This window comes from Rhizobacter sp. P2_G4, from assembly GCF_056403575.1.
In genome coordinates this window covers 1,337,533-1,363,101 of sequence record NZ_JBFUFG010000001.1, presented here as the reverse complement: position 1 = coordinate 1,363,101, position 25,569 = coordinate 1,337,533, and the positions used below count along the sequence as shown (strand labels likewise).

Genomic DNA, 25,569 nt, shown 5'->3' with positions numbered 1-25,569 from the left:
AACCAGACCATGAACAATCTGATCGAGATGGCCGGCATGGCCGGCATCGCGTTGATCACGCTGCTGACAATCGGCATCATCTTTGCGCGCCTGTACAAGCGCTCGACCAAGGAAACCGCTTTCGTGCGCACTGGCCTCGGTGGGCAGAAGGTCATCATGGACGGCGGGGCCATCGTGCTGCCTGTGTTCCATGAGCGGGTGCTGGTCAACATGAACACGCTCAAGCTCGAGGTGGTGCGCAGAGAACGCGAAAGCCTGATCACCAAGGACCGCATGCGCGTCGACGTCACCGCCGCCTTCTTCGTACGTGTGAAGCAGACCGAAGAAGCCGTGAGCATTGCAGCCCAGACGCTCGGCGCTCGCACGATGAGCCCCGACGAGCTGAAGGCGCTCGTCGAAGACAAGTTCGTCGACTCGCTGCGAGCCACTGCCGCCACCATGACGATCCAGGAGCTGCAAGACAAGCGCCGCGACTTCGTTCAAGCCGTGCAGAACGCTGTGGCCGAAGACCTGGAGAAGAACGGCCTGGAACTCGAGTCGGTGTCGCTCACCAGCCTTGATCAGACCGACAAGCAGTTCTTCAACCCGAACAACGCCTTCGACGCGGAAGGCCTGACGCGGCTCACCGAGCAGACCGAGGCCCGGCGCAAGCAGCGCAATGACGTCGAGCAGGACACCGAAGTCCAGGTGCGCACCAAGAACCTCGAAGCGAGTCGCCTGAAGCTCACCATCGAGAAGGACCAGGAGTTCGCCTCACTCTCTCAAAAGCGCGAAATCGAAAACACGCGTGCTGAACAAGCCGCACTGATCGCGACGCAGCAAGCCGAACGCAACCGCGAAGCCGAAGCCGCCAAGATTCAGGCGGAGCGGCAAGTCAGCGAAAAGCGCATCGAGGCCGAACGCGAGATCAAGGGCGCCGAGATCGAGAAGAACCTGTCGATCCAGACGCGCGAGATCGAGCTCGAACGCAAGACCGAAATGTTGCGCGCTGAGCAGCGCAAGCAGGTGGAGATTGCACGCCAGGACACGCAGATCGCCATCGCCACCAAGTCGCGCGAACAGTCCGACGCCGACTCGGCCGCCAATCTCGCGCGTGCCGAAGCTGTGAAGGCCGAGGAAGCCGTCAACACCGCTCGGCAGGTGGCCGTCGCCGAACGCGAGAAGAGCATCCAGCTGATCGAGGCGTCGAAAGAAGCCGAGCAGAACGCCATCAGCGTCAAGGTCTCGGCCTCTGCCGAGAAAGAAGCCGCACTTGACCGTGCCGAAGCGGTCACCATCGAAGCCAAGGCTCGCCAGGCCGCCGCGCTGGCCGAAGCAGAAGGCAAGCGGGCCATCAACGAAGCGCTCAACACCTTGTCCGCGGCGCAGATCGATCTGCAGATCCGAACTCAGTTGCTGCAACAGTTGCCTCAGATCCTCGAACAGGCCGTCCGCCCGATGGAGAAGATCGACTCGATCCGGATCTTCCAGGTCAGTGGCATGCCGGGAGCGCCGTCCGCAGGGCCCGGCGAGGGCGGAGCGCTTGGCTCGGGAGCCACATTCCCTGAACAGGTGATGAACTCTGCCTTGCAGTACCAGTTGGCCAAGCCGATCGTCGATGCCGTGATGAAAGACGCCGGCCTGTCCAACGAAGGCATCACCGGAGTCGCACACGCCTTGTCAGGCATGCTGAAGAAACCGACGACCCTGGATCCGGTCGGCGGGTAGGAGCGCCAGTCAGCCGCTGACACGCCGAGCGCGACGGCATCAGGGGCTCGCGTGTGCCAATTGACCCACGCGCCTCGCAGATCAAGAATCTCCTGCACTCGCAGGAGAGCCCATGACCAAGCTGTACGCCACGGTCGACCCTGAACAGGGGCGCGTCGAATACCGCGACCGCAAGCGGTGGTGGTGGCTGCTGTCGGTGGTGTACCCGCTGATCCCTTTCACCGGCATGGCCTTGCATGCGTACACCGGGCATCAGATTGCGCTCGGCCTGCCGCTCGTCATCAGCTACGGCCTCATGCCGCTGCTCGACCTCTTGATCGGTGAAGACGAGAACAACCCGCCTGAAGCTGTGGTGGCGCAGGTCGATGCCGACCGCTACTACCGCTGGCTTACCTGGATCGTGGTGCCGCTGCACTTCGTCGCGCTCATCGGCTGCGCGTGGTGGGTGGGCACGCACGAGCTGTCGTGGTGGGCAATCGTGATGATGGCCTACATCGCCGGCACCGACTCGGGCCTGGGCATCAACACCGGCCATGAGCTGGGCCACAAGCACACGGCCGTCGAGCAGTGGCTGGCCCGCCTTGTGCTGGCCGTGCCAGCGTACGGGCACTTCACCGTGGAGCACGGGCGCGGCCATCACCGCTACGTGTCAACGCCCGAAGACCACGCCAGCTCGCGCATGGGCGAGAGCATCTACCGCTTTGCGCTGCGAGAGCTGCCGGGCGGCATCCGGCGCGCATGGCAGCTGGAGAAGCAGCGCCTGGCGGCCGAGAAGCACTCGGCCTGGAGCCTGCACAACACCATGCTGCAGTCGTATGCCATCAGCGCCGTGCTGCAGATCGGGCTCGTGATCGCCTTCGGCTGGGTGATGCTGCCCTTTCTGGCCATCCACAACATCGTGGCCTGGTGGCAGCTCACCTCCGCCAACTACGTGGAGCACTACGGCCTGCTGCGCGAGCGGCTGCCGAGCGGGCAGTACGAAACGCCGCAGCCGCACCACTCCTGGAACACCAACCACCTGGTGACCAACCTCGCGTTGTTCCACCTGCAGCGCCACTCCGACCACCACGCCTACCCGTCGCGGCGCTACCAGTCGCTGCGGCACTTCGAGCACCTGCCGCAGTTGCCCAGCGGCTACTTCGGCATGTTCCCGCTCTCGTACATCCCGGCCCTGTGGTTCAGGGTGATGGACCCGCGGCTCATGGCCTTGCCGCACGTGAAAGGCGACCTCTCGCGGGTCAACGTGGACCCGAGCAGACGGCAGTTGATCGAGGCGCGTTATGGCAAGGCACATGCCGAGGGTGAGCACCTGGCCGCCTGACACGCCAAGGCAGCGGTCTATCGCTGCAAACGCCGGTACTCACCGTAATGCCGCAGCGCCTTCTGCGGTTGCCCCACCTGCTCATGGATTCGCGCCAGGTTGAAGTGCGCATCGGCCAGCTCCGGGTCGATCGCAATGCACCGCTCATAGCTTCCGATCGCTTCGGCATGCCGGCCCAGGTCTTCGAGTGCGATGCCGTGGTTGAAGTGCAGCAGCGGCTCGTTCGGCAGGCGCTGCACCGCCTCGGCCAGCAGCGCCACCGCGTCACGGCACTTGCCTTGCTCGCACAGCAGGGCACTGAGGTTCACGTACGCGTCGGTGTCCATGGCGTCGGCCTCGATGGCGCGCCGATAGGCTCTCTCTGCAGCCGGCTTGTCGTGCGCTTCGAGCGCCTGGGCCGTCGCGTACCAGTCTTCGCTGTCAGGGGCTGGCGGCAGATCGGGCACGTCCGCCGCGGGCGTGCGCTCCAGGAACGCCACGTTGTCACCGGCAGCAGCGACGTCGAAGTCCATCAGCAGCTGGCCTGACTCGGCCGCCCACTGCAGCGCGCCATCGCGCACCGCCACGTCACTGCCGACCGCCGTGATGCGCAAGCCGGTGAGCGGCAGTTCCCGCGGCAGCGTGGCCTTCAGCCTGCCCAAGGCGCGCAGCACCTTGCGCGGCGGAATGTTCGCCGCGCGCAGCCGGTGCGCGGTGCGCAGCAGCACCACGTCCTGAAAGCTGAAGCGGTAGGCATTGCGCGGGCCGCGGGCGGGCTGCACGAAGCCGGCGTCGATGAGCGCCGAGACCACGCTGGCGGACAAACCCAGCATCGATTGGACGCTGCGCAGGCTGAAGCTCGCTTCGTGCGCGGCCGGCGCGGTGCTCACTTTCTCGCTCGTGCGCGGGCCGGTGCGGCAGCGGGCGCGGCAGCAGCAGCGCGGCGCGCAGGCTTTCTCTCTTTCAGTGCGCCCGCGGGTATCGGAGCTTCTTCTGCCTTGGCCGGCGCAGCCTTGCCACCGCCCCGCTTCGCGAGGCTGGCGCGGAGGGCGTCCATCATGTCGATCACCTGGCCGCCGCCGGTGCTGCGTGTGTCGTCCGGGTGCTCGTTGACCACGATGTTCTTGCCGGCGATCTTCTTGTCGATGGCCGCAAGAATGCGCTGCTTCTCTTCGTCCTTGAACTCGGCCGGGTCGTAGTTGTCGACCGAGATCTGCTCGATGAGCTGGGTGGCCAGCTGCACCTCGGCCGGCGAGACGGGTACCTTTTCGATGTCGAGCTCGCGCATCGAGCGCACCTCGTCGGCGTAGAGCAGCTGCTGCAGCACAAGGCCGTCTTCGTTAGGCCGCACCTGCACCACGTATTGCTTGCCCTTCCACGACCACCGCGCCAGGGCGCAGCGCCCTGTCTTGCGCATGGCTTCCATCAGCAGCGAGTAGGGCTTGGCGCCCCGCTTGTCGGGGCCAAGGAAGTAGGCCTTGTCGTAGTAGATCGGGTCCACAGCCTTGTCGGGCACGAAGGCCACGATGTCGATCACGTGGCTGGCCTCCGCGTCGAGCGCCTTCAGTTCTTCGGGTGTGAAGACGACGAAGCGGTCGGCCTCAAACTCATAGCCGCGGACCATCTCCGAGCGTTCGACCACCTTCTGCGTCTTCTGCGAGATGTACTGCTGCTTGACACGCGAGCCGTCCTTGGCGAGCAGGTTGAAGCCGATGGAGCCGGAGCTCTCGGTGGCCGAGTACACCTTCACCGGGATCGAGACCAGCCCGAAACCGAGGGTCAGCGACGCGATGGAGCGGGCAGCCATGTCATGCCGCCCGGCTCTTCGTGGCCTTCAGGTGGCGCTCGACGTCGCTCGCCTGCGGGCCGACGGCCTTCACCGCCGCCTGCAGCTGCTCTGCCGAGACGCCAAGCTTGCGTGCCCAGTACTGCACCTCGTGCACTTCTTTCAGATTGATGCGCGAGCGGTCGGGCTCGCCGCGGTTCTTCAGGTCGTCTGCCATGGCGCTCTCCTGCGGGGAAAGGCTCAGGCTACGTCGCCGCGCACCGCTTGAGCGTCAGGCAGGAAGCAGATCGCGTGTAGGACGGTATCCACCCCCGCCCTGAAAAGAAACGAAACAAAGCGATCCCTGCGTGAAAGGATAGCACGGCCCCGCGCCGCGACCATTCGTTTCATGTTCAACCGACCCGAAAGGATCACCCCATGAAACCCTGGATCAAACGCACGCTGATCGGCGTCTTCGGCGCCTCCCTCCTGATCGGCGGCCTGTCTGCCTGCTCGCACCGCATGGGCGGCCACTGGGGCAGCAACATGACCGAGGCCGACCAGGCCAAGTGGCGCGAGCGCATGGTCGACCGCGCCAGCAGCAAGCTCGACCTCGACGCGGCGCAGAAGGCCAAGCTCACCGTCCTCGCCGACACCTTGAGCGCCCAGCGCAAGGTGATGGTGGCCGGCGGCGGCGAAACCCTGCCAGCGATGAAGGCCGTGCTGGCGGGCTCGCAGTTCGACCGCAGCCGTGCGCAGGCCCTGGTCGAGGCGAAGACGGCCGCCATGCGCGAGGCGTCGCCGGCAGTGATTGCCGCCGCGGCCGACTTCTACGACAGCCTGAAGCCCGAGCAGCAGCAGAAGGTGCGCGGCTACCTCGAACGCGGGGGCCACCATGGCTGGCGCGGCTGACGCAGGCCGCGGCCTGGTGGTCGTCGCCCGCCCGGCGACGGCGCAACACGAAGACGGGAACGAGCACGCGCTGCGTGCCCGCATCGCAGCGCTGCCAGCCAGCGTTGTCGCGCTGGCGCTCGGCAGCGGCGCGCTGGCTGCGCACTTCGCGCTCTGGGGCGATGCCGCGCCCTGGGGCCGAGCCGAGGTGACGGGTGGCGCCATCGCGGTGTTCGGCCTCGCGGTCGCACTGTGGGCCGCGGCGCTGTTCCGCGCCGCCGGCACGCCGATCGCGCCGAGCGACCAGCCAACGCAGCTGATCGAAGAAGGCCCGTACCGCTTCAGCCGCCACCCGATGTACGCGGGCACGGTGTTGACCCTGCTGGGCGCGGCCATCAGCCTGGGTGTGCCGCTGCTGGCGGTGAGCGCTGCGCTGTTCGCCGCGCTCGTGGCCACGGCGCACGTTCCGCACGAAGAGGCGCAGCTCGCACGGCGCTTCGGCGGCTGGCACCGCGACTACGCCGGCTCGGTGCGCCCATGGCTGTGATGCCCGGTGATGTGTCAGCATCTCGCCTATGCACCGCATTCTGTTGATCGACGACGACGAAGACCTCGCGCCGCCGCTGGCCACCTACCTGCGGCGCTTCGACCTCGAGCTCGACAGCGCCACACGGCCGAGCGAGGGCTTCGCAAAGCTGGCGGCGCAGAGCTATGACGCCGTGATCCTCGACGTGATGCTGCCCGAGATGGACGGCTTCGAGGTCTGCCGCCGCATCCGGCACGACAGCGAGATTCCGGTGCTGATGCTCACCGCGCGCGGCGACCTCACCGACCGTGTGGTCGGCCTCGAGCTGGGTGCCGACGACTACCTGCCCAAGCCCTTCGAGCCGCGCGAACTGGCGGCGCGGCTGCAGACCATTCTTCGCCGCGCGCGCACGACGAACGGCGATGCCGACCGCAACGGCAAGCTGCTGCTGTTCGACGGCCTGCAGATCGACCCGATGCGCCGCGAGGTGAAGCGCCAGGGCGGCGACCTGGTCGAACTCACCGGCACCGAGTTCGAGCTGCTGGTGATACTGGCCCGCGAGCCCGGCCGCGTGTTCAGCCGCGACGAGATCCTCAACCGCCTGCGCGGGCGCGACGCCGACCTCTTCACCCGCGCTGTCGACATCCTCATCAGCCGCCTGCGCCGCAAGCTGGAGCCGCTGCCCGTGATCAAGACCCTGCGCAACGCGGGCTACACCTTCGCCGGAGTGCCGCGCTCGTGAGCTGCCGGCCACCCCACCGCCGCTGGGCGCACAAGCGGTGGCACCAGCGCTGGCCGCAGCGCTTCCGGCATTCGCTGCGCTGGCGGCTGGTGGCACTGTTCCTGATGCTGGCGGTGTTCACGGTCATCGTGTTCGTCGGCGGCACGCGGCTCGCGTTCGGCAACGGCTTCGAGGTGCTGGTGAAGCCGCTGCTGTCGGATTACGTCGACCGCCTGGCTGCCGACCTCGGCACACCGCCCGACGTGGAGCGTGCCAAGGCGCTGGTGGCGCGCTTGCCGATCTCGGTGCGCATCGACGGGCCCGACCTGCACTGGGCCTCTCACCCCAGCCACAAGGTGATGACGAGCGACGGCATGTTCACCCGCAGCAGTGCCGGGGGCTACCGCGTCCAGTTCGGCCTGGGCGACATGGCCTGGCGCGACCGGCACCCCTGGGGCGGCCTGTTGCCGCTGTTGGGCCTGCTGCTGCTCACGCTGCTGGCCTACGCCACCGTGCGACGCCTGTTCCGCCCGCTCGACGACATCCGCGCGGGGGCGCTGCGCTATGGCGAAGGCAATTTCAGCGCGCCGATCCCGGTGCGCCGCAACGACGAACTGGGCGACCTGGCCACGCAGGTGAACGACATGGCCACCGGCCTGCAAGGCATGCTCAAGGGCCAGCGCGCCCTGCTGCTCGCCATCAGCCACGAACTGCGCTCGCCCCTCACCCGTGCGCGGCTCAACGCCGAACTCTCGGCCGACAGCGCCGAGCGCCAAGCCCTGCTGCGCGACCTTGCACTGATGAGCGAGCTGATCACCGACCTGCTGGAAAGCGAACGCCTTGCCGCCGGCCCCGCCGCACTCACGCGCGATGCCACCGACCTCAACACGCTCGTGCGCGAAGTCGTGGCCACCGGCTTCAGCAGCCAGCCCATCCAGCTGTCGCTCGCGGATGACGTGCCGCCGCTGCTGCTCGACCGCCCGCGCGCAACGATGCTGGTGCGCAACCTGATCGACAACGCGCTGCGCCACGGCAGCAGCACGGGCGAGCCAGTGTTCGTCAGCACCCGGCTCGAAGGCGATGAGGTCCGCATGCTGGTGCGCGACCACGGCCCCGGCGTGCCCGAGGATCAGCTGTCCAAGCTCGCCGAACCTTTCTACCGCCCAGACATAGCCCGCACCCGCTCGGCCGGAGGGGTCGGCCTGGGCTTGTACCTCTGCCGGCTGGTCGCCCAGTCGCACGGTGGCACGCTGGTGCTGCGCAACGCGTCACCGGGGCTGGAGGTCGAGGTTCGCTGGCCGGTCTGAGGCCAGGCCAACGAGGAACGGCGGCAGAACAGGCTGCGTCAGTTTACTGGATGTGTATTTCCAGTAAACTGGATGCATGGACATCAACACCCTCATTGCCCGCCGTGTGCGCGAGCTGCGCGACACACACGGCTTCTCGCTCGACGCGCTGGCCGAACGCAGCGGCGTGAGCCGCTCCAACATCTCGCTGATCGAGCGCGGCCAGAGCAGCCCGACGGCGGTGGTGCTCGACAAGCTGGCCACCGGCCTGGGCGTCACCGTCGCGTCGCTCTTCGAGGTCAGCGCAGAACCGGTGGCCGAGCCGTCGCCCATGGCTCGCGTGGCCGAGCAGCCGGTGTGGAAGGACCCAGCCTCCGGCTACGTGCGTCGCAACGTGTCGCCCCCTGGTGTGGGCTCGCCGATCCAACTGGTCGACGTGATCTTTCCGGCCGGCCAGCGTGTGGCCTACGACACGGCCCGCGAGGTCGAGACACACCAGCAGGTCTGGATGATCGACGGCACGATGGAGATGACGGTGGGCGGCACCCTGTGGCGCCTGGAGACCGGCGACTGCCTCGCGATGAAGCTCGACGGCCCCCTCGTCTACCGCAATCCGACGCGCAAGCCCGCGCGCTACCTCGTCGCACTCGTGGCGCCGACCCCCATGCCCAGCCGGAGAAGCTCATGAACGATGCCATCACCATCCGCCGTGTCGGCCCCAACGAAGCCGCCACCTGCGTCGACGCACTGGCCGACGTGCTGATCGACTGCGTGCAAGGCGGCGCCTCGGTCAGCTTCATGTGGCCGCTGCCGCGCGAACGCGCGCTGACTTTCTGGCTCGACGTGGCCAACGGGGTGGCACGCGGCGAGCGCGTGCTGCTGGTGGCCGAAGACGCAGAAGGCCGCATCGTCGGCACGGTGCAGCTGCTGATGAACCTGCCCGACAACCAACCACACCGCGGCGACGTCGCCAAGATGCTGGTGCACCGCAGTGCCCGCCGGCGCGGCGTGGCGCAGCAGCTGATGACGGCTATCGACGAGGTGGCGCGCGAGGAAGGCAAGACCGTGCTGGTGCTCGACACCGTGACCGGCGGCGACGCCGAGCGCCTGTACGAGCGCGCCGGCTGGCAGCGCGTGGGCAGCGTGCCCAAGTACGCGCTGATGCCCGACGGCGCCTTCTGCGCGACCACCTTCTTCTACAAGCACCTGTGATGGTGCGAGGCGCGAACCGGCGTCATGTGACTCGCAACATAGCCTCACCGCCGTTCGCACTGCACCCCGCCACCGTTCGCCCTGAGGTATCGAAGGGCCGCGCCGGCCTCGATACGATGAGTCACCCACCCGTGACCCCATCGAGCCTGCGCATGACCGACCACCCCCTCTACAGCGGCACCCTCGCCCCCGCCGAACGCGCCGAGTTCGTGCCCTTCATGCACGAGCTCGCCGCCATCAGCGGCGCCGCCATCAAGCAGCACTACCTGCAAGGCACGCCCGTCGAGCGCAAGAGCGACGAGAGCCCCGTCACCGCCGCCGACAAGCGCGCCGAAGAAGTGATGCGCCTGCTCATCACGCAGCGCTACCCCGACCACGGCATCCTCGGCGAGGAATACGGCATGGAGCGGCCCGACGCCCGCTACCGCTGGGTGCTCGACCCGATCGACGGCACCAAGGCCTTCGTCAGCAACTGCTTCATCTTCGGCAGCCTGCTCTCACTGCTGCGCGACGGCCGCCCCATCCTCGGCGCCATCTCGCACCCGCTCACCGGCCACGTGCTGATGGGCCTGGGTGGCGGCCCCACGCTGCTCGGCGACCGGCCTGTGCGCGTGCGCCCCGCGCCGAAGCTCGAAGAAGCCACCGTGCTGTCGACCGGCCACTGGGAAATGATGAAGCGCCCCGACGGCGCCGCCTTCGAAGCCATCTCGCGCCGCGCCCTGCTCTACCGCACCTGGGGCGATTGCCACGGCTACTTCCAGGTCGCCACCGGCGGCGCCGACGCGATGTTCGACCCGGTGCTCAAGCCCTGGGACATCTGCGCGCTGGTGCCGGTGATCGAAGGGGCCGGCGGGAGAGCGACGGCGATCGATGGGAGCGATCCGGTCAACGGGACCGACATGCTGGCGAGCAGTGGGGCGTTGCATGAAGAGTTGCTGAAGTTGATAGCGGCGCGTTGAGTCTTCCGGAACAGGTACGCTTAATCGGGCCAATAGGGTCAACAAGAGCAGGCATCCTTCTCTTTATGGCCGCAGTAGTTGGCGCAGCCGTTCTGAGCCGGTCGTATGCAAGTGGAAATGCACTACTCAAATGCATGTCAGTCCTGCTTGGCGGGTGTTTGGTCTATTCTTTGCTGCGCGGAGTCGTACGCGCGAGGCAAGTCAAACTTGTACCTTCTGAGCATCAAAGCAGCCTTGTCGCTCTCGATGGCTTCCGCGCGATCGCGGGGGGCTTGGAAAAGGACGAAATTCAAGGTCGAAATACTTAGATTGCTGGCCTTGCTTATGGAACTAGTGCTAATCGTTTGGCTTGCTGGTTATGTAGTTCGGTGGTTCCTAACCCTCCATCAACTGGACGTCCGATGGCTGCGCCCGCTGGCCGCCGTTTATGTCAAACGCCACGCCTTTCTTCGACGCTCTGGTCGGCTTTAAGGCGAGGACTTCAGAAGCCAGAGTGACAAGCGCCGATTGCGCCAGCGCGTTGGGGGCGTAGCCCCGGCTACAGGTAGGCCGTACCGTTCGAGCCTAATTAGGTGCTCACCATTACACTGCGTCCAGACGCGTCAAAGGGGGAGGCACAAGTGAGAAAATTCCTTGCTGTACTGGTGGCAGTGATGGTTGTAGGCTGCGCTGGTGATGAAGGCGGCACGGGTTCGGCTCTCGCTTCACACACTGTCGGGGGCTCGATCACGGGACTTGCCGTGCCGGGCCTGGTGCTGATCAATGGGAGCTACTCTGTCAGTCCCACTCCCGGCAACAGCACTTTCCGCTTCACCACGGCTCAGGCCGAAGGGACCTCATACAACGTCGCGGTACAAACTCAACCGCCCGGCGTGTCGTGCTCCGTTCTGGGAGGTACCGGAACGGTTGGTTCCACAGATGTCTCGACTGTCTCTGTTACCTGTTCGCCGCTCTTGTATTCCATCGGGGGGTCAGTTATCGGGTTAAGTGGAACGGGACTCGTGCTGGCCAACGCTAGCGACTCAATTGACGTGGCCCCTGGAGCCGCGGAGTTTGTCTTGCCAGGCATTCCGAATGGGTCAACCTATCAGGTGACGATCAAAACCCAACCGTTCGGTCAGTCGTGCTCGCTGGCTTCGGCTAGTGGCACGATTCAATTGCAGGGCGTGTCAAGCATAAAGGTCACTTGCCAGGCGCACATGTTGTACGTTGCATCGGACGTCAGCAACGTCATTGATCAACTCCCGATCGATGCTTCGGGCGCGCCATCTACGGCAAATGCGGTGAGTATCGCCTCCGACTCTTATCCGAGGCGATTGGCGCTTTCGCCTGACGGCACTCGCTTGTATGTCGCAGCCGCAGGCGCGGCAGCTGTCGATGTATATGCGGTTGGCGCAGATGGCCTCCTGGCTTATGCGACGCCAGCTAGCATCGCGACGGGCGGAATCCCGACCGGTATCGCATTCACTCCCGATGGCAAGTACGCCTATGTTTCAAGTGCTCAGTCGAGTTCAATATGGATGTATGCAGCTGGGGATGGTGGCAGCCTCAGTGCCTTGTCACCCGTCTCGATTGCAGCAGCATCTGGAACATACGGTTTGGCAGTTTCTGGCGGGTGGCTGTACGCAGTGGGAGGCGGGGCCGTCTCGATGTTCAGCATTGGTGCCGATGGCGTGCTTGCGCCCCTTCCCGTCCCCAGCGCCCAGACGGGATCGGTGCCGTACAACATCGTGATCGCCCCCGACGGCCGATTCGCGTACTCGGTCAACTATGGCGATAACTCGATTCGAGTATTCGCGATACAAGTAGACGGCTCTCTGGCTCGCGTCTCTATTGGTGATGTGTCGACGGGAGGCTCGGGGCCGACCGACATGGTCTTCAGTTCCGATGGCCGGTCCGCCTACGTTCCGAACTTCTACGGCGACTCGGTCGCACAGTATTCGGTTGGTGCCGACGGGACGTTGACACCAATGTCTCCCGCCACGGTTTCTAGCGGCGGTGAAGGGCCGGTCACAGTGGCAGTCGACACAGACGGAAGAACCATATACGTGGGCAACTTGCGCAGCAATTCGATCGCCACTTTCAGAACAAACACGGATGGCACTCTCGCTGATACACCCATCGCTGTGATCAGCACTGCCGCGCGCCCCTATCACTTGATTGCCCGTTAGGAGGCATAGCCGCCTCCTCTGGCCGGCGCTGGTTCCGCGGCCGCGGCCGCGGCTGCATCTGACTCGGCTCTACAGGGTTGCTGCCGCCGAACGCTAGGCTGCGCTCGCTGGTGCCTAATCCTTCCTTCATGCTTACACGAACCCGCGCCGCCTAGGGCAATTGTTCCCTCGACCGACTAAAAGACCGAGACGAAAAAATCCCGCTGATACGGGCTTCGTCGAAAGAAGACTTTTCCAAGTGCCGCACACCAGCTGTCCAAACAGCAAAAGAATGCCGCTGCGTGTCGCAGCCACCAACAGATACCCGTCACAAAGGCCACGGTCGCTCGCTTTTCACTCAAAACACCGCGAGCACGCAGCCTTTTTGTAGGTGACATGTCGATTTTTGTTCCGCTCATTCGTCATTGCGATGGAGGCTCGTTCGCGAGCACCGCCATCTCAACACCCTCGGAGCGCTCGACATGTCATTCCAGGCCTACCTCGACAACATCTTCGCCAAGACCGGCAAGACCCCCGAAAACTTCAAGTCGCTCGCAACCCAGGCGGGTGTGTTCAAGCCCGACATGAAGGCAGGCGAGCTGCTCGCCTGGCTCAAGAGGGAACATGCGCTCGGCCAAGGCCATGCCATGGCGGTGTGGGCTGTGTTCAAGAGCGAGGGCTGGGTGCGCAGCAGGAAGTGACGCCCGTCTCATCGCCAAGCCGGGGCTGGTAACGAGGCCATGTGGGCATGAGGTACGCTGCCGCCGCTGCCGGTCTGGCGCATCCCTTGCATACCAACAATCACATTCACTGGAGACCCCCACCCATGCTCAAGCTGCATCGATTGATCCACGGCGTTGTCATCGCCTCTCTGTTCAGCACGCTCGGCGCCTGCGCGCAGGTGCCTGCCGCGCCTGCGGCCAAGGCCAACATCGTGGTGCTGGCCACCGGCGGCACCATTGCCGGTGCGGGCGCGAGTGCGGCCAACAGCGCCACCTACCAGGCGGCCAAGGTGCCGGTGGACAAGCTGATCGCAGGCGTGCCCGAGCTGGCTGACATTGCCAACGTGCGCGGCGAGCAGGTGTTCCAGATCGCCTCCGAGAGCTTCACCAACGAGAAGCTGGTGACGCTGGCCAAGCGCGTGGCCATTCTCGCCAAGGACCCGGGTGTCGACGGCATCGTGATCACGCACGGCACCGACACACTGGAAGAAACCTCCTTCTTCCTGACGCTGACCGTGCACACCGACAAGCCCATCGTGGTGGTGGGCTCCATGCGGCCGGGCACCGCCATGTCGGCCGACGGCACGCTGAACCTGTATGACGCGGTGGCCGTGGCCTCTGACAAGGCCTCGCGCGGCAAGGGCGCGCTGATCGTGATGAACGATGACATTCTCTCGGGCCGCGACGCGGGCAAGCGCATCAACATCAAGACCAACGCCTTCGGCAGCCAGTGGGGCGCACTCGGCTCGGTGGTGGAAGGCAAGACCTACTGGTTCCGTGCGCCGGTAAAGCGCCACACCAACGGCAGCGAGTTCGACATCGAGAAGATCGACACGCTGCCGATGGTGAGCATCGTCTACGGCTCGGGCGAGATGGGCACCTACATGGCCGAAGCCGCGGGCAAGGCCGGCGCCAAGGCCATCATCCACGCCGGCACCGGCAACGGCTCGGTGCCCAACTACGAGGTCGACACGCTGAAGGCGCTGCGCTCGCAAGGCATCCAGATCATCCGCTCGGCCCGCGTGCCCGACGGCTTCGTGCTGCGCAACTCGGAGCAGCCTGATGACAAGTACGACTGGGTCGTCGCGCACGACCTGAACCCGCAGAAGGCCAAGATCCTCGCCGCGCTGGCGCTCACCAAGACGCGCGACACGAAGGAACTGCAGCGCATCTTCTGGGAGTACTGAGCCGCTCCTTACCCGTCGATACAAGCCCGGGGCGCTGCCAGCGCCCCGGTAAGTGTTGGGTAATGAGGTAGCCGGCAGCATGCGCCCTTGTCCAACGCTGCTGGAGTTTTCGTGACCCACCTTGCCCACCGCTTGACGATGCTGGCTGGCATCGCCGCCCCGCTGTTTGCTCTTGCCATCGCCAGCTCCCCGGCGCTGGCGCAGGAATCCAACGCCACCTCGCAATGGGCCCTCGGGGTCGGCGTGGGCACGCAGAACCAGCCCTACCGCGGCATGGACAGCGAGACCCGCGTGCTGCCGCTGCTCATCTTCGAGAACCGCTGGGTGCGCGTGGCCGGGTTGGGCGCCGAACTCAAGCTCTACAACGACGGCCCGTTCTCGCTCGGGCTCGCCGCCCGCTACTCGCTGTCTGGCTACGAGAGCGGTGACGCGCCCATCCTCAACGGCATGGACGAGCGCAAGGGCGGCCTGTGGGCCGGCCCGATTGCCGGCTTGCGCACGGACTTCGGCAACTTCACCGCCGAGCTGCTGGGCGATGCCTCGGGCCACAGCAAGGGCACGCAGGTGAAGCTGGGCGTGGACTACCCGTTCCCGATGGGCGACTTCCGCTTCACGCCGAGGCTGGCCACGATCTGGCGCGATGCCAAGTACGTGGACTACTACTACGGCGTAGAAGCCCACGAGGTGCGTGCCGACCGGCCGCTGTACGAAGGCCGCTCGACCACCGACTACGAGCTGGGCTTGCGCACCGATTACCGCATCACGCCGAACCACAGCGTCTTCTTCGACGTCAGTGCCACCGGCTTCGGCAAGGCCGTGAAAGACAGCCCGCTGGTCGACCGGACCACACAGACATCGGTGCGCCTGGGGTATGTTTACCGCTTCTGATCGCTGACGCCGATCGCCACCGGAACCCGCCGCCCTCATGAACCGCATTGCCGTGGTGGAAGACCACGAGCGCCTGGCCGCCCTGGTGCGCAAGGCGCTCGCGCGTGCCGGCATCGAGGCCGACGTCTTCGCGCGCATCGACGCCGCGTGGCACGCGCTGCAAGACACGCCCTATGCGGTGCTGGTGGTCGACCGCGGCCTGCCCGATGGCGACGGCCTCGCGCTCGTGCGGCGCCTGCGTGAAGCGGGGCGGCTCACGCCCTGCCTGATGCTCACCGCGCGAGACGCCCTGCACGACCGCGTGGAAGGCCTGGAGTCGGGTGCCGACGATTACCTCGTCAAACCCTTCTCGATGGAAGAGCTGGTGGCGCGCGTGCGTGCGCTGCTGCGCCGGCCGGCCGCGCTGCAAAGCCTGTCGCCCTCTTTCGGCGACGTGCAGGTGCAGCCCGAGGCCGGCTGCATGGTGTGCGGCAACGACTCGATCACGCTCGCGCCGGCGGAGCTGCAGATCTTGCTGGGCCTGGTGCGCGCCGGGGGGCAGACGCTGCGCCGCAGCGCGCTCGAGACTGCCGCTTGGGGGCTGGCTGAGGCCGTCACCCCCAACGCACTCGACGTGGCGCTGCACCGCCTGCGCAAGAAGCTGCAGGCCATCGGGTCCACATTGCAAATCGTCAACGTTCGGAGCCACGGCTATGCGCTGCGAGAAGCCACGCTGGCGCCATAGCCTGGCGGCCCGGCTGCTGGCCGGGTACCTGAAGGCGCTGCTCTTCACCGTGGGCGTGGTGGGCGCAGCAGCGGCCATCCTGCTGACCTGGTACCAGGAGGTGGTCGACCGCTCCATCCTCATCAGACAGGCCAGCAGCGTCGCGCGCGACCTGCGGTACGACGCGCAGGGCCGCCCGTCCGCGGTGGAGCGGCAGCATGGCATCGGCTGGTTCTACCAGTCTCTGGGCAAGGACATCAAGTACTGCGTCGTCGACAGCCAAGGGCACGTGGTGCTGGCGTCCGAGCCGATGGACAAGGCGCTGGCACCGCCAGACCAACCCTTCGACGCGGAGCGCGACGTGTTCGCCCTGCAGATGGGCGACCAGCAGTTCGATGTGGCGACCGTGCCGGCACCGTCGCCGTCGTCGGCATCGCCTGAGCGCTACCACGTGCAGGTGGCGCTCAGCGAGCGTGGCAGCGACCTCGCCCGCATCGTGATCCTCAAGCCGCTGGTAAAGGCTGCGGTGTGGACCTCGCTCGCATCCGTGGTGCTGCTCGGCATGGTGCTGGCCATCGTGATGCGCCGCACACTGGTGCCGCTGCGCGAGGCCTCGCTGGCCGCGGCGCGCATCCAGCCCCACAACCTGGGCGCGCGCCTCTCTACGGAGCGCATGCCGACCGAGTTGCAACCGCTGATCGATGCATTCAACCTGGCGCTGGAGCGGCTGGAAAAAGGCTACCGCGTGCAGCAAGAGTTCCTGGCGGGCGCTGCGCACGAACTGAAGACGCCGCTGGCCCTGATCCGCGGCCAGATCGAGATGAGCGGGCCGGCGGATACCTGCGCCGACCGTCTCAACCTGCTGCACGACGTCGACCTGATGGCGCGCCAGGTGCACCAGCTGCTGCACCTGGCGGAGGTGAGCGAATCGCAGAACTATGTGCTCGAGCCGATTTCCCTTGCGTCGGTGGCGAGCGACGTGACGGGTTACCTCGCGCGCCTGGCCGATCGCCGGCAGGTGTCGCTGAACCTGGTGGCCGACGCGGATGCGGCGCCGGTGAATGCCGACCGGTCGGCGCTCTTCGTGCTGGTGAAGAACCTGGTCGAGAACGCCATCCAGCATTCACCTGCAGGCGGCACGGTGACGATGTCGGTCGACGCGGCGTGCCTGCGTGTGCGGGACGAAGGCGCGGGCATTGCCGACCATGAGATGCCGAAGCTCTTCGAGCGCTTCTGGCGCGGCGAGCAGCGGCGCGACGAGGGTGCGGGCCTCGGCCTCGCGATCTGCCGTGAGATCGCGGTGACGCATGGCTGGCAGCTCAGTGCGGGCAGTGCCTCACCGGGGGCGGAGTTCACGCTGCGCTTCAGGCCGGCTGTTGCCGAGTGACAAACTCCGTTCGCCCTGAGGTATCGAAGGGTACGCCGTGCACTGCGCTGCCCTTCGATACCTCAGGGCGAACGGAAAAAAGGGGGCGCTACCTCAAGTCTGCCGAGCGGCCAACGCAGCCAGCGCAGAAGGCTTGGCTAGGATGGCCTTCCAGCTCTCACCCCAGCGCACCATCGCCTGCGCATCGCCATCGAAGGTGCGGCCGAAGAAGGCCAGCGCCAATTCCTTGGTGGCCGTCTTCACCAGCGGGTTGAGCGAGATGCCGCCGGTGCCGGCGCGGTCGGTGAACATGCTGTGCGAGCCGCCTTCGTAGACGACGAGCGTCTTGCGCGGGTCGGCCACCGCGTCGAACACGGCGATGCGGTCGGCAGCCCCCGAGCGGTAGCCGGGGATCTGGATCACATCTTCTGTGGCCGTGACGTGCAGTGTGGGCACGGCCACCTGGCCGAGCACGGCCGTAAGGTTGCGCTCGCCGTAGAAGGGCGGTGCCGAGATCACCACGGCCGCGGCGAATCGCTGGTCGCGGAAGGCAAGCCAGTGGTCGCCGCGCTCGACGCGCGCGCCGATGGCCAGCAGCGTCGAGTTGGCGCCGTACGAATGGCCAGCCACGACGATGCGGCGGCGGTCGATGGCGGCGCTGAAGACCGCAGGGGTGAGTTCGAGCACCTGGTCGAGCGCGAACGTGAGGTCCTTGACGCGTGCGATGGCCTCGCTCTCTTGCGCCGCGGCCTGCAGCCGGCTCACCATGGCCAGCGGGTTGCCGCCCCAGACCGCCGAATCGCTGCCGACGTGCTGCACATGCAGGCTCGCATACCCATGGCTCGCCCAGTGCTTGCCGAGGTAGCTGTAGCCGCGGCGCGAGCCGCCGATGCCGTGCGAGAACACCACCAGCGGCACCGAGGCGCCTGCGCCATTCGGCCAATACAGGCGGGCTGGCACGGCGCGGTCGCGGCGGCTGTCGACCCAGTCGAAATCGATCTCCCGGTAGGCCGGCGTGAGCTCCTGAGCCCGGGCGAAGCGCGGCAGCAGCGGGAGCGTACCGGCCAGCAGCAGCGCGCTGCCGAAGCGCCTGCGCTGCAGGTCGAGAGGGCGGGGTGAGGTGGAGAGCTGGGTTGGCTGCATGGGGCCTGCCGAAGGAGTGGTCTTCGCCAGCATGTTGGCCTCGAAACACTTTCTGCTCACTTACCGGAGCGGCCGGCCTACGATTGAGCCGCCCCCGACAAACACTCTTTCGAGGCCCTCTGTCGAAATGCGCCTGAGCGATCCGTCATTGTCAGGCGAGGCATCCGCTTCGCTTCAATGCCACACGGAGAACCCACCATGCAATACATGCTCCTGATCTACACCGACGAAGCCGCCACGCCCGCGCCCAAGCCCGGCGAGGCAGTCACCATCAGTCCCGCCTACGTCGCCTACACACAGGCCTTGCACGAAGCCAAGGTCTGGCGTGCCGGCGACCGCCTGAAACCCATCTCCACGGCCACCACGGTGCGCATGGTGAATGGCCGCAGCGAGGTGCTCAACGGGCCGTATGCCGAAACCCGCGAGCAGCTCGGCGGCTACTACCTGATCGACGTGCCCGACCTCGACGCCGCCCTGTCGTGGGCGGCCCGCTGTCCTGCTGCCAGCCGAGGCCACGTGGAGGTGCGCCCGCTGTGGACGATGTCGTAGACGCGCCCACCCGCCAGGCCGCCGAGGCGGTCGCGCGGCGCAGCTACGGCAAGCTGATTGCCTTTCTCGCCGCGCGCACGCGCGACGTGGCCGGGGCGGAAGACGCGCTGTCCGAAGCCTTTGCCGCCGCGCTCGCTGCCTGGCCCGAGAGCGGCGTGCCGCGCAACCCCGAGGCCTGGCTGCTGACCGCTGCGCGCCGCAAGATGATCGACGCCGCACGCCAGCGCCACACCCGCGACGGCACGGCCGAGCACCTGGTGCTGCTGGCCGAGTTGGCCGCGGGCGATGACGACGACCCCGAAGCCATCCCCGACGACCGGCTGGCGCTGATGTTTGCCTGCACGCACCCTGGCATCGCGTCGGAGGTGCGCGCGCCGCTGATGCTGCAGGTGATCCTCGGCTTTGACGCAGCCACGATCGCATCGGCGTTTCTGGTGGCGCCCTCGACCATGGGCCAGCGGCTCTCGCGGGCCAAGGCCAAGATCCGCGATGCGGGCATTCCGTTTCGGGTGCCGGTGCAGCACGAATGGCGCGAGCGGCTCGATGCGGTGCTCGAAGCCATCTACGCCACCTATGCCGAAGGCTGGGTCGACGCGGCCGGCACCGACCTGCGGCGGCGCAACCTGGCCGAAGAAGCCATCTGGCTCGGCAGCCTGGTGGCCGCGCTGTTGCCGCAGGAACCCGAGGCGCTGGGCCTGCTCTCGCTGATGCTGCATGCCCACGCGCGCCGCAACGCGCGGCGCGATGCGCAAGGCCGCTACGTGCCGCTGGCCGAGCAAGACCCCGCGCTGTGGGATGCGGCGATGATTGACCAGGCCGAGGCGCTGCTGTCGTGCGCGGCTAGGTCACGCGCCGTGGGGCGCTACCAGCTGGAGGCGGCGATCCAGTCGGCGCACGGCGTGCGGCGGCGCAGCGGGCGCGCCGATTGGCAGGCCATCGAGCAGCTCTACGACGCGCTGGTGGTGATGACCGGCTCACCGGTGGCCGGGATCAACCGCGCCATCGCCGTGGCCGAGACGCGCGGGCCGGCGGCGGCGCTGGCGCTGCTCGACGCGTTGGCTGGTGACCCTCGGCTGGCGCAGTACCAGCCGTATTGGGCCGCGCGCGCCGGCCTGCTGGCGCGCATGGGCGATCGCCACGCCGCCGACCAAGCGTACGAACGCGCGATGGGCCTGGAAACCGACGCGGCGGTGCGCGAGTTCTTGCAGCAGCAGCGGCTGGCGCTCGTCACCGCCGACCCGCCTGGCCCCATGGTTCGCTACGATGAACCACCCTCATCACAGGAGCGCCCATGGCCGGACCCGACGTCGACTTCTGGCAAGACCGCTACCTGACCCAGCGCACTCCCTGGGACGACGGCGAAGACGACCCCGAGCTGCTGGCCTGGCTGGCCGACGGCACGCTCTCGGCGAGCGATGCGCCGGTGCTGGTGCCCGGCTGCGGCTCGGGCCGCGACCTTGCCGTACTGGCAATGCGCGGCATCGAGGTGATCGGCATCGACTACGCGCCGGCTGCGGTGGCACTGTCGCGCGAGAGGCTCGCGAGCGCGGACTTGCAGGCACGCGTCGAGCAGGCCGACGTGCTGAGCTGGTCACCGCCTTCACGCGTCGGCGCGGTGATGGAGCGCACCTGTCTCTGCGCCCTGCATCCGGACCACTGGGTTCGCTATGCCCAACAGCTGCACGCGTGGCTGCGACCGGGCGGGCGGCTGTTCGCCCAGTTCGAGCAGGTGCCGCGGCCCGAGTCGGCCGAGGGTTGGGTTCAAGGGCCGCCTTACCACTGCGACATCAACGCCATGCGCGCGCTCTTCACGTCGGAGCGGTGGAGCTGGCCGAAGCCACCATATCCGCGGGGCGCCAGCGGCGATCACCTCAGCGTGGTGCTCACGGCGATCTGAAGAGAAGCCCTGTCTTCACGGGGCTTTTCGAACGTTCGGATACAGGCGGCCCGCATAGAATCTCGTTCATCCAAGGCGCAAACCGACCGCACTACTGGGCGGACAACCGGGAACCCGTACCCCAGCGCCGAGGGAAACCGTCTTGCCGCGTACACAACTGAGTGACTCGCCGCAATGTCCGGAAGACCGAGCCCGCCACCAGAAATGGTCGCGGGCTTTTCTTATGGCTTCGTTGTCTTCGTTATGGCTTCGCCCTGCAGCCGCTGACTGTAGGAAGCGTCCTTCTTCGCACGCCGCCGTCGGCCGATGACTTTTGCGCGTCGGTCGCCTAAGGTAGTCGTTCACGGCTTCACTGCTGGAGAGAACGATGCTGCAAGCCTGTCCGATGTATGCCTACCTGCCGGCGCAAGACGTGACCCGCGCCCGCCGCTTCTACGAAGACAAGCTCGGCTTCAAGCCGGGCCCCGAAGCGGGCGGCGGCGTGAGCTACCAGTTCGCCAACGGCACCGCCTGCTTCCTGTACCCGACGCCGAACGCCTGCACCTCGAAGGCGAGCCAGGCCTTCTGGCAGGTGCAAGACGTCGAGCGCGAGATGGCTGAGCTGAAAGAGCGCGGCGTCGTGTTCGAGGTCTACGACATGCCCGGCCAGAAGGACGGCATCGTCACGGGCGGTGGCGCGAAAGCAGCGTGGTTCAAGGACACCGAAGGCAACATCCTCGCGATCGTGCAGAGCCTCTGAGGCCACTCAGGCGCGAAGGTCGAGACCCTGCACCAGCCGCTTGGCGAGGCGCGGCTGCTTGAGTTGTTCGAGCCACCAGGCGAGCGCGCGGCCCTCGTGGTCGCCTCGCCAGGCCACGTAGAGCGTGTTGGGCTCGCGCGGATCGGCCATGTGCTTTTCAACCAGCTCGCCGCGTGCCAGCAGCCCGCTCGCGCGGTGGCGCGGCAACCAGCCGACGCCAAGGCCGTCGCGCTGGGCAAGCATCTTGGCGCGCATGCTCGGCACGGCCAGCACCGGCTGGCCGCCGAGCACGCCGTAGCTGCGCACGTCGACCCGGCGCGAGGTGTCGGCCACGACGACCGAGCGGTGGGCTTTGACGTCGTCTCGCGTCAAAGGCTCCTTCGCCTTGGCCAAGGGGTGGCGCGGCGACACGGCGAACACCCACTCCATCACGCCCAGCTCGACCCAGCGCAGCGCAGGGATCACCGGCGGCTCGTTGGTGGCGCCGACGATGAGGTCGGCGCGGCCATCGCGCAAGGCATCCCAGGTGCCGCCCAAGACCTCGTGCGTGACACGCAACGACACGCCGGAGCCGAGCTTGTCAAAGCTCTGAATCACCGGCAGCAGCGTCTCGAACTCCAGCACTTCGTCGGTCACGATCCAGAGCCGGTCTTCCCAGCCACCGGCCACCTGCTTCACGCGCTGCGTGAGGCGCGACACGTCGTGCATCAATCGCGCAGCCTCTTGCGCGAGCAACGCTCCGGCCGGCGTGAGCTGCAGCCGGTAACGGCGGCGATCGAACAGCAGCGCATCGAAGCGCCCTTCGAGCTGCCGCGCCGCGTGTGAAACGGTCGAAGGTGCCTTGCCCAGGCGAGCTGCCGCGCGCGACAGGCTGCCGCTCTCGCGGATGGCCTCAAGCAAGGCCAGTTCATCGTGCGACAACATGTGCAACTCCTTCGAACGTGTTCATCGGCACGATGGTACGTAAAGCGCAGCAGCCCGCGCCACCATTCGTTCACGGTAATCCACCGGCATCGAAGGAAATCATCATGACCCGCTTCTCCAACAAGTCAGTTCTCGTCACCGGCGGCAGCAGCGGCATCGGCCTCGCCACCGCGCAAGCGTTCGCCGCGGAAGGCGCACTCGTCGTCATCACCGGCCGCGACGCCGCCGCACTGAACGCCGCTCGCGAGCAGATCGGCGGCAAGACGGTCGCGCTGCAGAACGACGCGGCCGACCTCGCCGGCGCCAAGGCCCTGGCCGCCGAGCTCGCCCGCGCCGACATCCAGCTCGACGCGGTGTTCATCAACGCCGGCGTGGCCAAGTTCGCACCGTTCGCCGACGTGAGCGAAAGTCTCTGGGACCAGACCTTCGACACCAACGTGAAGGGCGCGTACTTCCAGATCCAGGCCCTGCTGCCGCTGCTGAAGCCGGGCGCGTCGATCGTGATCAACGGCTCGATCAATGCCCACCTGGGCATGCCCAACTCGTCGGTCTACGCAGCGAGCAAAGCAGCGCTGATTTCGCTGGCGAAGACGCTGTCAGCCGAACTGCTGCCACGCGGCGTGCGCGTGAACGTGGTCAGCCCCGGCCCGGTGACCACGCCGCTGTACGGCAAGCTCGGAATGGACGCGAAGACGCTCGAAGCCACCGCCGCACACATCGAAAGCCAGGTACCGCTGGGCCGCTTCGGCACGCCGCAAGAGATCGCCTCGACCGTGCTGCACCTCGCGGCGCCGGAGTCGGCCTTCATCGTCGGCACCGAGATCATTGCCGACGGGGGCATGAGCCAGCTGTGAAGCTGGCGGTGTCAAGGTGCCAGCTTTGAAGCCGGCGGCGTTCAAGGGGCCTGCGGTGCGCTGCGGGCCTGCTTGATCACGTCGAGCGTGGCGTCGATGACGGCCCGCGGCTTGTCGACATGGATGGAGTGGCCGGCGCCCGGCACCAGCCGGTTGCTGCCCCGCGTCGACAGCTTGGCGATCTCGTCGTGCATGGCGTTCACCTCGCGCTCCGCCGCCTTGTTCAGCTCGCTCTGCGGCTTGCCCGGCGGCTGGAACGGGCTCTTGCCTCGGGTGAGATAGGCCAGCGGCAGGTTGCCGAAGCTCTTGCGCACTGCACGCAGCTGGTCGGCGCTGATCGTCTCGTGGTCTTCTTCCGACTGGTTGGCCTCCCAGTACCCGACGCTGGCGCGCTTGCTCAGGTACGCCTTGGCGAGGCTGCCCGTGAGCATGGGCGGTGGCTCGCCCACGCACTGCCCGTGCAACTCGCTGCCCGGCACCAGCCCGCCGCGCTGTGCGGCCGCGGTGCAGGCTTGGCTGATCTTGGCGTACTCGCCCATCAGCTTGCCATAGAGGCCGTCAGTGACGCGATTGAGCCGCGAGGTTTCGTCTTCATGCCCGGCGTCGACGAGCACAAGGCCGGCCACTTCTTTCGGGTACGTGTAGGCATAGAGCTGCACCGTCATGCCGCCATACGAGTGGCCGACGAGCACGTAAGGCGGCTTGATCCCGGCGCTCGACAGCAGGCGGTGCAGGTCGTCCATCGCGTTGGCGCTGGTGCCCGGCCGCGTGCTCACATCGCTGAAGCCGAGGCCGGCGCGGTCGTAGACGCAGGCCCGTGTCTTCGAGGCAATCACCGGCTGCACGCGCAGCCAGTCCCACCCGGCCAGCCCGCTGCCCGAATCGAAGACCACGGTCGGCGAGCCGTTGCCTCTGCAGAAGAGGTTCATCTTGCGGCCGTTGCCGACGTCGACGAGCGTGTTCGGGTGGGCGTAGTCGTCCACGCCGATGAGCGGCGCAGCAAAGGCCGGTGATGCAAGGAGCAGGGCTGCGACGGCGAAGCTGTTTTTCATGAGACGCGTGTCCAAAGGCGTGATCCCAAGACCAGGAGAGCCAACCCGCAGTCTATGCCGCCCTCTGCCGCACCAGTGGGAGGCTGGTGACGCGCGGCGCAGCTTTCTCCAGCACGCGCCAGAGGCGCAATGCCGAGGCTTCGACCTCCTTGCGCCAGATCAGCCGCCACGGCCGGCGCAATGGGCCCGAAGCCAGTCGCCGCGCCACCAGGTCACCGCGCTTCAGGTGCGGCTCGGCCACCCACTCCGACAGCACGCCGATGCCCATGCCTGCACGTGCGAAGTCGACCACGGCTTCGGTGAGCGGCAGTACCTGGTAGTTCAAGGCCGGCTCGCGTGCGGCCGTCATCGGCTTGTGGAACCAGGCCATGTCGCGCGTGGGCACGCGCGAGGTGAGCAGCGTCTCGCCGCGCAGGTCGGCGCGCGCAAGCGAGGCTTTCGCGGCGAGCCGGTGCGAGGCGGCCATCACGAACACCACCTCGTCGGCGAACAGCGGCTTCTCCACCAGGCGGCGGCTGCGCGGCGTGGGGGCTTCGCTGATGAGCGCCACGTCGATGTCGCCGGCCAGCAGCGCGGCGATCGGGTCGCGCGTGCTCTCGATGGCGATCTGCAGGTCGACCCCGGGCAGGCTGGCCTTCAGGCCTTCGATCGCGCTCGGCATCCAGTGGTAGGCGGTGTAGCACTCGCAGACGAGGCGCAGGCGCTGAGCCGGCGTGTCGGGTGCGCACACGCGCGATTCGAGCTCGTGCAGGTCGGTCAACAGGCGGGCGGCACTCTCCAGCAGCGTGCTGCCGGCGGCCGTGGGTTCGAGCCCGCGCTGCGTTCGCTCGAAGAGGCGCACGCCGAGCTTGTCTTCGGCGGCGAGCAGCGCACGGCTGACTGCCGGTTGCGTGAGGTGCAGGCTGGCAGCCGCGGCGGCGGTGGTTCGCGCTGTGGCCAAGGCCAGCACGAGGCGCAGGTCGCGGCTGTCGAGCCGGGCGTTGGGCGGCATGGTAATGCTGTTCATGCATCGAGTGTATGACTCGAAT

27 protein-coding genes are annotated in these 25,569 nt (G+C 67.0%); 20 read left to right on the top strand and 7 right to left on the bottom strand.

Going from position 1 to position 25,569, the window contains the following annotated elements:
• The first annotated feature begins 9 nt into the window (after positions 1 to 9).
• Positions 10 to 1,707, top strand: coding sequence for a flotillin family protein (locus AC1DYS_RS06385; RefSeq protein WP_477897144.1), 1,698 nt, complete (start codon positions 10 to 12; stop codon positions 1,705 to 1,707).
• A gap of 112 nt (positions 1,708 to 1,819) precedes the next feature.
• The gene (locus tag AC1DYS_RS06380) at positions 1,820 to 3,028 is read left to right on the top strand and encodes an alkane 1-monooxygenase (protein ID WP_477897142.1); all 1,209 of its coding nucleotides are present in this window, start codon (positions 1,820 to 1,822) and stop codon (positions 3,026 to 3,028) included.
• A gap of 17 nt (positions 3,029 to 3,045) precedes the next feature.
• Here the strand turns inward: AC1DYS_RS06380 and AC1DYS_RS06375 are convergent, their stop codons facing one another.
• From AC1DYS_RS06375 to AC1DYS_RS06365, 3 genes are read right to left on the bottom strand one after another with little or no spacing between them, the layout of a single operon-like run.
• Positions 3,046 to 3,897 carry a tetratricopeptide repeat protein gene (locus AC1DYS_RS06375; RefSeq protein ID WP_477897140.1) on the bottom strand — a complete coding sequence of 284 codons (852 nt, stop codon included), beginning with the start codon at positions 3,895 to 3,897 and terminating at the stop codon, positions 3,046 to 3,048.
• Positions 3,894 to 4,814: a non-homologous end joining protein Ku gene (ku, locus tag AC1DYS_RS06370; RefSeq protein ID WP_477897138.1), complete on the bottom strand. Its 921-nt coding sequence runs from the start codon at positions 4,812 to 4,814 to the stop codon at positions 3,894 to 3,896. Before ku ends, AC1DYS_RS06375 begins: the two co-directional genes overlap by 4 nt.
• Before the next feature lies 1 nt (position 4,815).
• A complete protein-coding gene (locus AC1DYS_RS06365; RefSeq protein WP_477897136.1) occupies positions 4,816 to 5,010 on the bottom strand; it encodes a DUF3606 domain-containing protein in 195 nt (64 codons plus the stop codon).
• Positions 5,011 to 5,210: 200 nt separating this feature from the next.
• Between AC1DYS_RS06365 and AC1DYS_RS06360 the strand changes: the two genes are divergently transcribed.
• The 13 genes from AC1DYS_RS06360 (at position 5,211) to AC1DYS_RS06300 (ending at position 17,404) form a co-directional block, all read left to right on the top strand.
• Positions 5,211 to 5,684, top strand: a complete 474-nt coding sequence (locus AC1DYS_RS06360; RefSeq protein ID WP_477897134.1) for a Spy/CpxP family protein refolding chaperone — start codon at positions 5,211 to 5,213, stop codon at positions 5,682 to 5,684.
• On the top strand, positions 5,668 to 6,210 hold the full coding sequence (locus tag AC1DYS_RS06355) for a methyltransferase family protein (protein ID WP_477897132.1): 543 nt from the start codon (positions 5,668 to 5,670) through the stop codon (positions 6,208 to 6,210). The genes AC1DYS_RS06360 and AC1DYS_RS06355 overlap by 17 nt, the downstream gene beginning before the upstream one ends.
• Positions 6,211 to 6,238: 28 nt before the next feature.
• Positions 6,239 to 6,931: a response regulator transcription factor gene (locus AC1DYS_RS06350; RefSeq protein ID WP_477897130.1), complete on the top strand. Its 693-nt coding sequence runs from the start codon at positions 6,239 to 6,241 to the stop codon at positions 6,929 to 6,931.
• A complete protein-coding gene (locus AC1DYS_RS06345) occupies positions 6,928 to 8,217 on the top strand; it encodes a HAMP domain-containing sensor histidine kinase (protein WP_477897128.1) in 1,290 nt (429 codons plus the stop codon). The genes AC1DYS_RS06350 and AC1DYS_RS06345 overlap by 4 nt, the downstream gene beginning before the upstream one ends.
• A 76-nt stretch (positions 8,218 to 8,293) precedes the next feature.
• Positions 8,294 to 8,884: a helix-turn-helix domain-containing protein gene (locus AC1DYS_RS06340; RefSeq protein ID WP_477897126.1), complete on the top strand. Its 591-nt coding sequence runs from the start codon at positions 8,294 to 8,296 to the stop codon at positions 8,882 to 8,884.
• Positions 8,881 to 9,408, top strand: coding sequence for a GNAT family N-acetyltransferase (locus AC1DYS_RS06335; RefSeq protein ID WP_477897124.1), 528 nt, complete (start codon positions 8,881 to 8,883; stop codon positions 9,406 to 9,408). The genes AC1DYS_RS06340 and AC1DYS_RS06335 overlap by 4 nt, the downstream gene beginning before the upstream one ends.
• A 152-nt stretch (positions 9,409 to 9,560) precedes the next feature.
• Positions 9,561 to 10,367, top strand: a complete 807-nt coding sequence (locus tag AC1DYS_RS06330; RefSeq protein WP_477897122.1) for an inositol monophosphatase family protein — start codon at positions 9,561 to 9,563, stop codon at positions 10,365 to 10,367.
• A gap of 620 nt (positions 10,368 to 10,987) precedes the next feature.
• Positions 10,988 to 12,538, top strand: coding sequence for a beta-propeller fold lactonase family protein (locus AC1DYS_RS06325; protein WP_477897120.1), 1,551 nt, complete (start codon positions 10,988 to 10,990; stop codon positions 12,536 to 12,538).
• Between the two features lie 461 nt (positions 12,539 to 12,999).
• Entirely contained in the window at positions 13,000 to 13,218 is a 219-nt protein-coding gene (locus AC1DYS_RS06320; protein ID WP_477897118.1) for a DUF4287 domain-containing protein, read from the top strand.
• A gap of 125 nt (positions 13,219 to 13,343) precedes the next feature.
• Positions 13,344 to 14,426: a type II asparaginase gene (locus tag AC1DYS_RS06315; protein WP_477897116.1), complete on the top strand. Its 1,083-nt coding sequence runs from the start codon at positions 13,344 to 13,346 to the stop codon at positions 14,424 to 14,426.
• Positions 14,427 to 14,537: 111 nt separating this feature from the next.
• Positions 14,538 to 15,314, top strand: a complete 777-nt coding sequence (locus AC1DYS_RS06310; protein ID WP_477897114.1) for a MipA/OmpV family protein — start codon at positions 14,538 to 14,540, stop codon at positions 15,312 to 15,314.
• A gap of 37 nt (positions 15,315 to 15,351) precedes the next feature.
• Entirely contained in the window at positions 15,352 to 16,038 is a 687-nt protein-coding gene (locus tag AC1DYS_RS06305) for a response regulator transcription factor (RefSeq protein ID WP_477897112.1), read from the top strand.
• Entirely contained in the window at positions 16,007 to 17,404 is a 1,398-nt protein-coding gene (locus tag AC1DYS_RS06300) for a sensor histidine kinase (RefSeq protein ID WP_477897110.1), read from the top strand. The genes AC1DYS_RS06305 and AC1DYS_RS06300 overlap by 32 nt, the downstream gene beginning before the upstream one ends.
• 93 nt (positions 17,405 to 17,497) lie before the next feature.
• Here the strand turns inward: AC1DYS_RS06300 and AC1DYS_RS06295 are convergent, their stop codons facing one another.
• The gene (locus AC1DYS_RS06295) at positions 17,498 to 18,526 is read right to left on the bottom strand and encodes an alpha/beta hydrolase family protein (protein WP_477897108.1); all 1,029 of its coding nucleotides are present in this window, start codon (positions 18,524 to 18,526) and stop codon (positions 17,498 to 17,500) included.
• Positions 18,527 to 18,724: 198 nt separating this feature from the next.
• Between AC1DYS_RS06295 and AC1DYS_RS06290 the strand changes: the two genes are divergently transcribed.
• The 4 genes from AC1DYS_RS06290 to AC1DYS_RS06275 all read left to right on the top strand — a co-directional run bounded on the left by AC1DYS_RS06290 (position 18,725) and on the right by AC1DYS_RS06275 (position 21,711).
• The gene (locus AC1DYS_RS06290; protein ID WP_477897106.1) at positions 18,725 to 19,075 is read left to right on the top strand and encodes a YciI family protein; all 351 of its coding nucleotides are present in this window, start codon (positions 18,725 to 18,727) and stop codon (positions 19,073 to 19,075) included.
• The gene (locus AC1DYS_RS06285; protein WP_477897104.1) at positions 19,060 to 20,409 is read left to right on the top strand and encodes an RNA polymerase sigma factor; all 1,350 of its coding nucleotides are present in this window, start codon (positions 19,060 to 19,062) and stop codon (positions 20,407 to 20,409) included. The genes AC1DYS_RS06290 and AC1DYS_RS06285 overlap by 16 nt, the downstream gene beginning before the upstream one ends.
• On the top strand, positions 20,367 to 20,972 hold the full coding sequence (locus AC1DYS_RS06280; protein WP_477897102.1) for a methyltransferase domain-containing protein: 606 nt from the start codon (positions 20,367 to 20,369) through the stop codon (positions 20,970 to 20,972). The genes AC1DYS_RS06285 and AC1DYS_RS06280 overlap by 43 nt, the downstream gene beginning before the upstream one ends.
• 367 nt (positions 20,973 to 21,339) lie before the next feature.
• Positions 21,340 to 21,711 (top strand): VOC family protein, encoded by a 372-nt coding sequence (locus AC1DYS_RS06275; RefSeq protein ID WP_477897100.1) that lies wholly within the window; start codon positions 21,340 to 21,342, stop codon positions 21,709 to 21,711.
• A gap of 6 nt (positions 21,712 to 21,717) precedes the next feature.
• Here AC1DYS_RS06275 and AC1DYS_RS06270 read toward each other — a convergent pair whose 3' ends face one another.
• Entirely contained in the window at positions 21,718 to 22,635 is a 918-nt protein-coding gene (locus AC1DYS_RS06270) for a LysR family transcriptional regulator (protein ID WP_477897098.1), read from the bottom strand.
• 104 nt (positions 22,636 to 22,739) lie between these two features.
• Here AC1DYS_RS06270 and AC1DYS_RS06265 point away from each other — a divergent pair, with 104 nt between their 5' ends.
• Positions 22,740 to 23,489: an SDR family oxidoreductase gene (locus tag AC1DYS_RS06265; protein ID WP_477897096.1), complete on the top strand. Its 750-nt coding sequence runs from the start codon at positions 22,740 to 22,742 to the stop codon at positions 23,487 to 23,489.
• Positions 23,490 to 23,530: 41 nt separating this feature from the next.
• On the opposite strand, the gene AC1DYS_RS06260 is transcribed toward AC1DYS_RS06265, so the two are convergent.
• The gene (locus AC1DYS_RS06260; protein ID WP_477897094.1) at positions 23,531 to 24,541 is read right to left on the bottom strand and encodes an alpha/beta hydrolase; all 1,011 of its coding nucleotides are present in this window, start codon (positions 24,539 to 24,541) and stop codon (positions 23,531 to 23,533) included.
• 52 nt (positions 24,542 to 24,593) lie between these two features.
• Positions 24,594 to 25,547 (bottom strand): LysR family transcriptional regulator, encoded by a 954-nt coding sequence (locus tag AC1DYS_RS06255; RefSeq protein ID WP_477897092.1) that lies wholly within the window; start codon positions 25,545 to 25,547, stop codon positions 24,594 to 24,596.
• Positions 25,548 to 25,569: the final 22 nt, after the last annotated feature.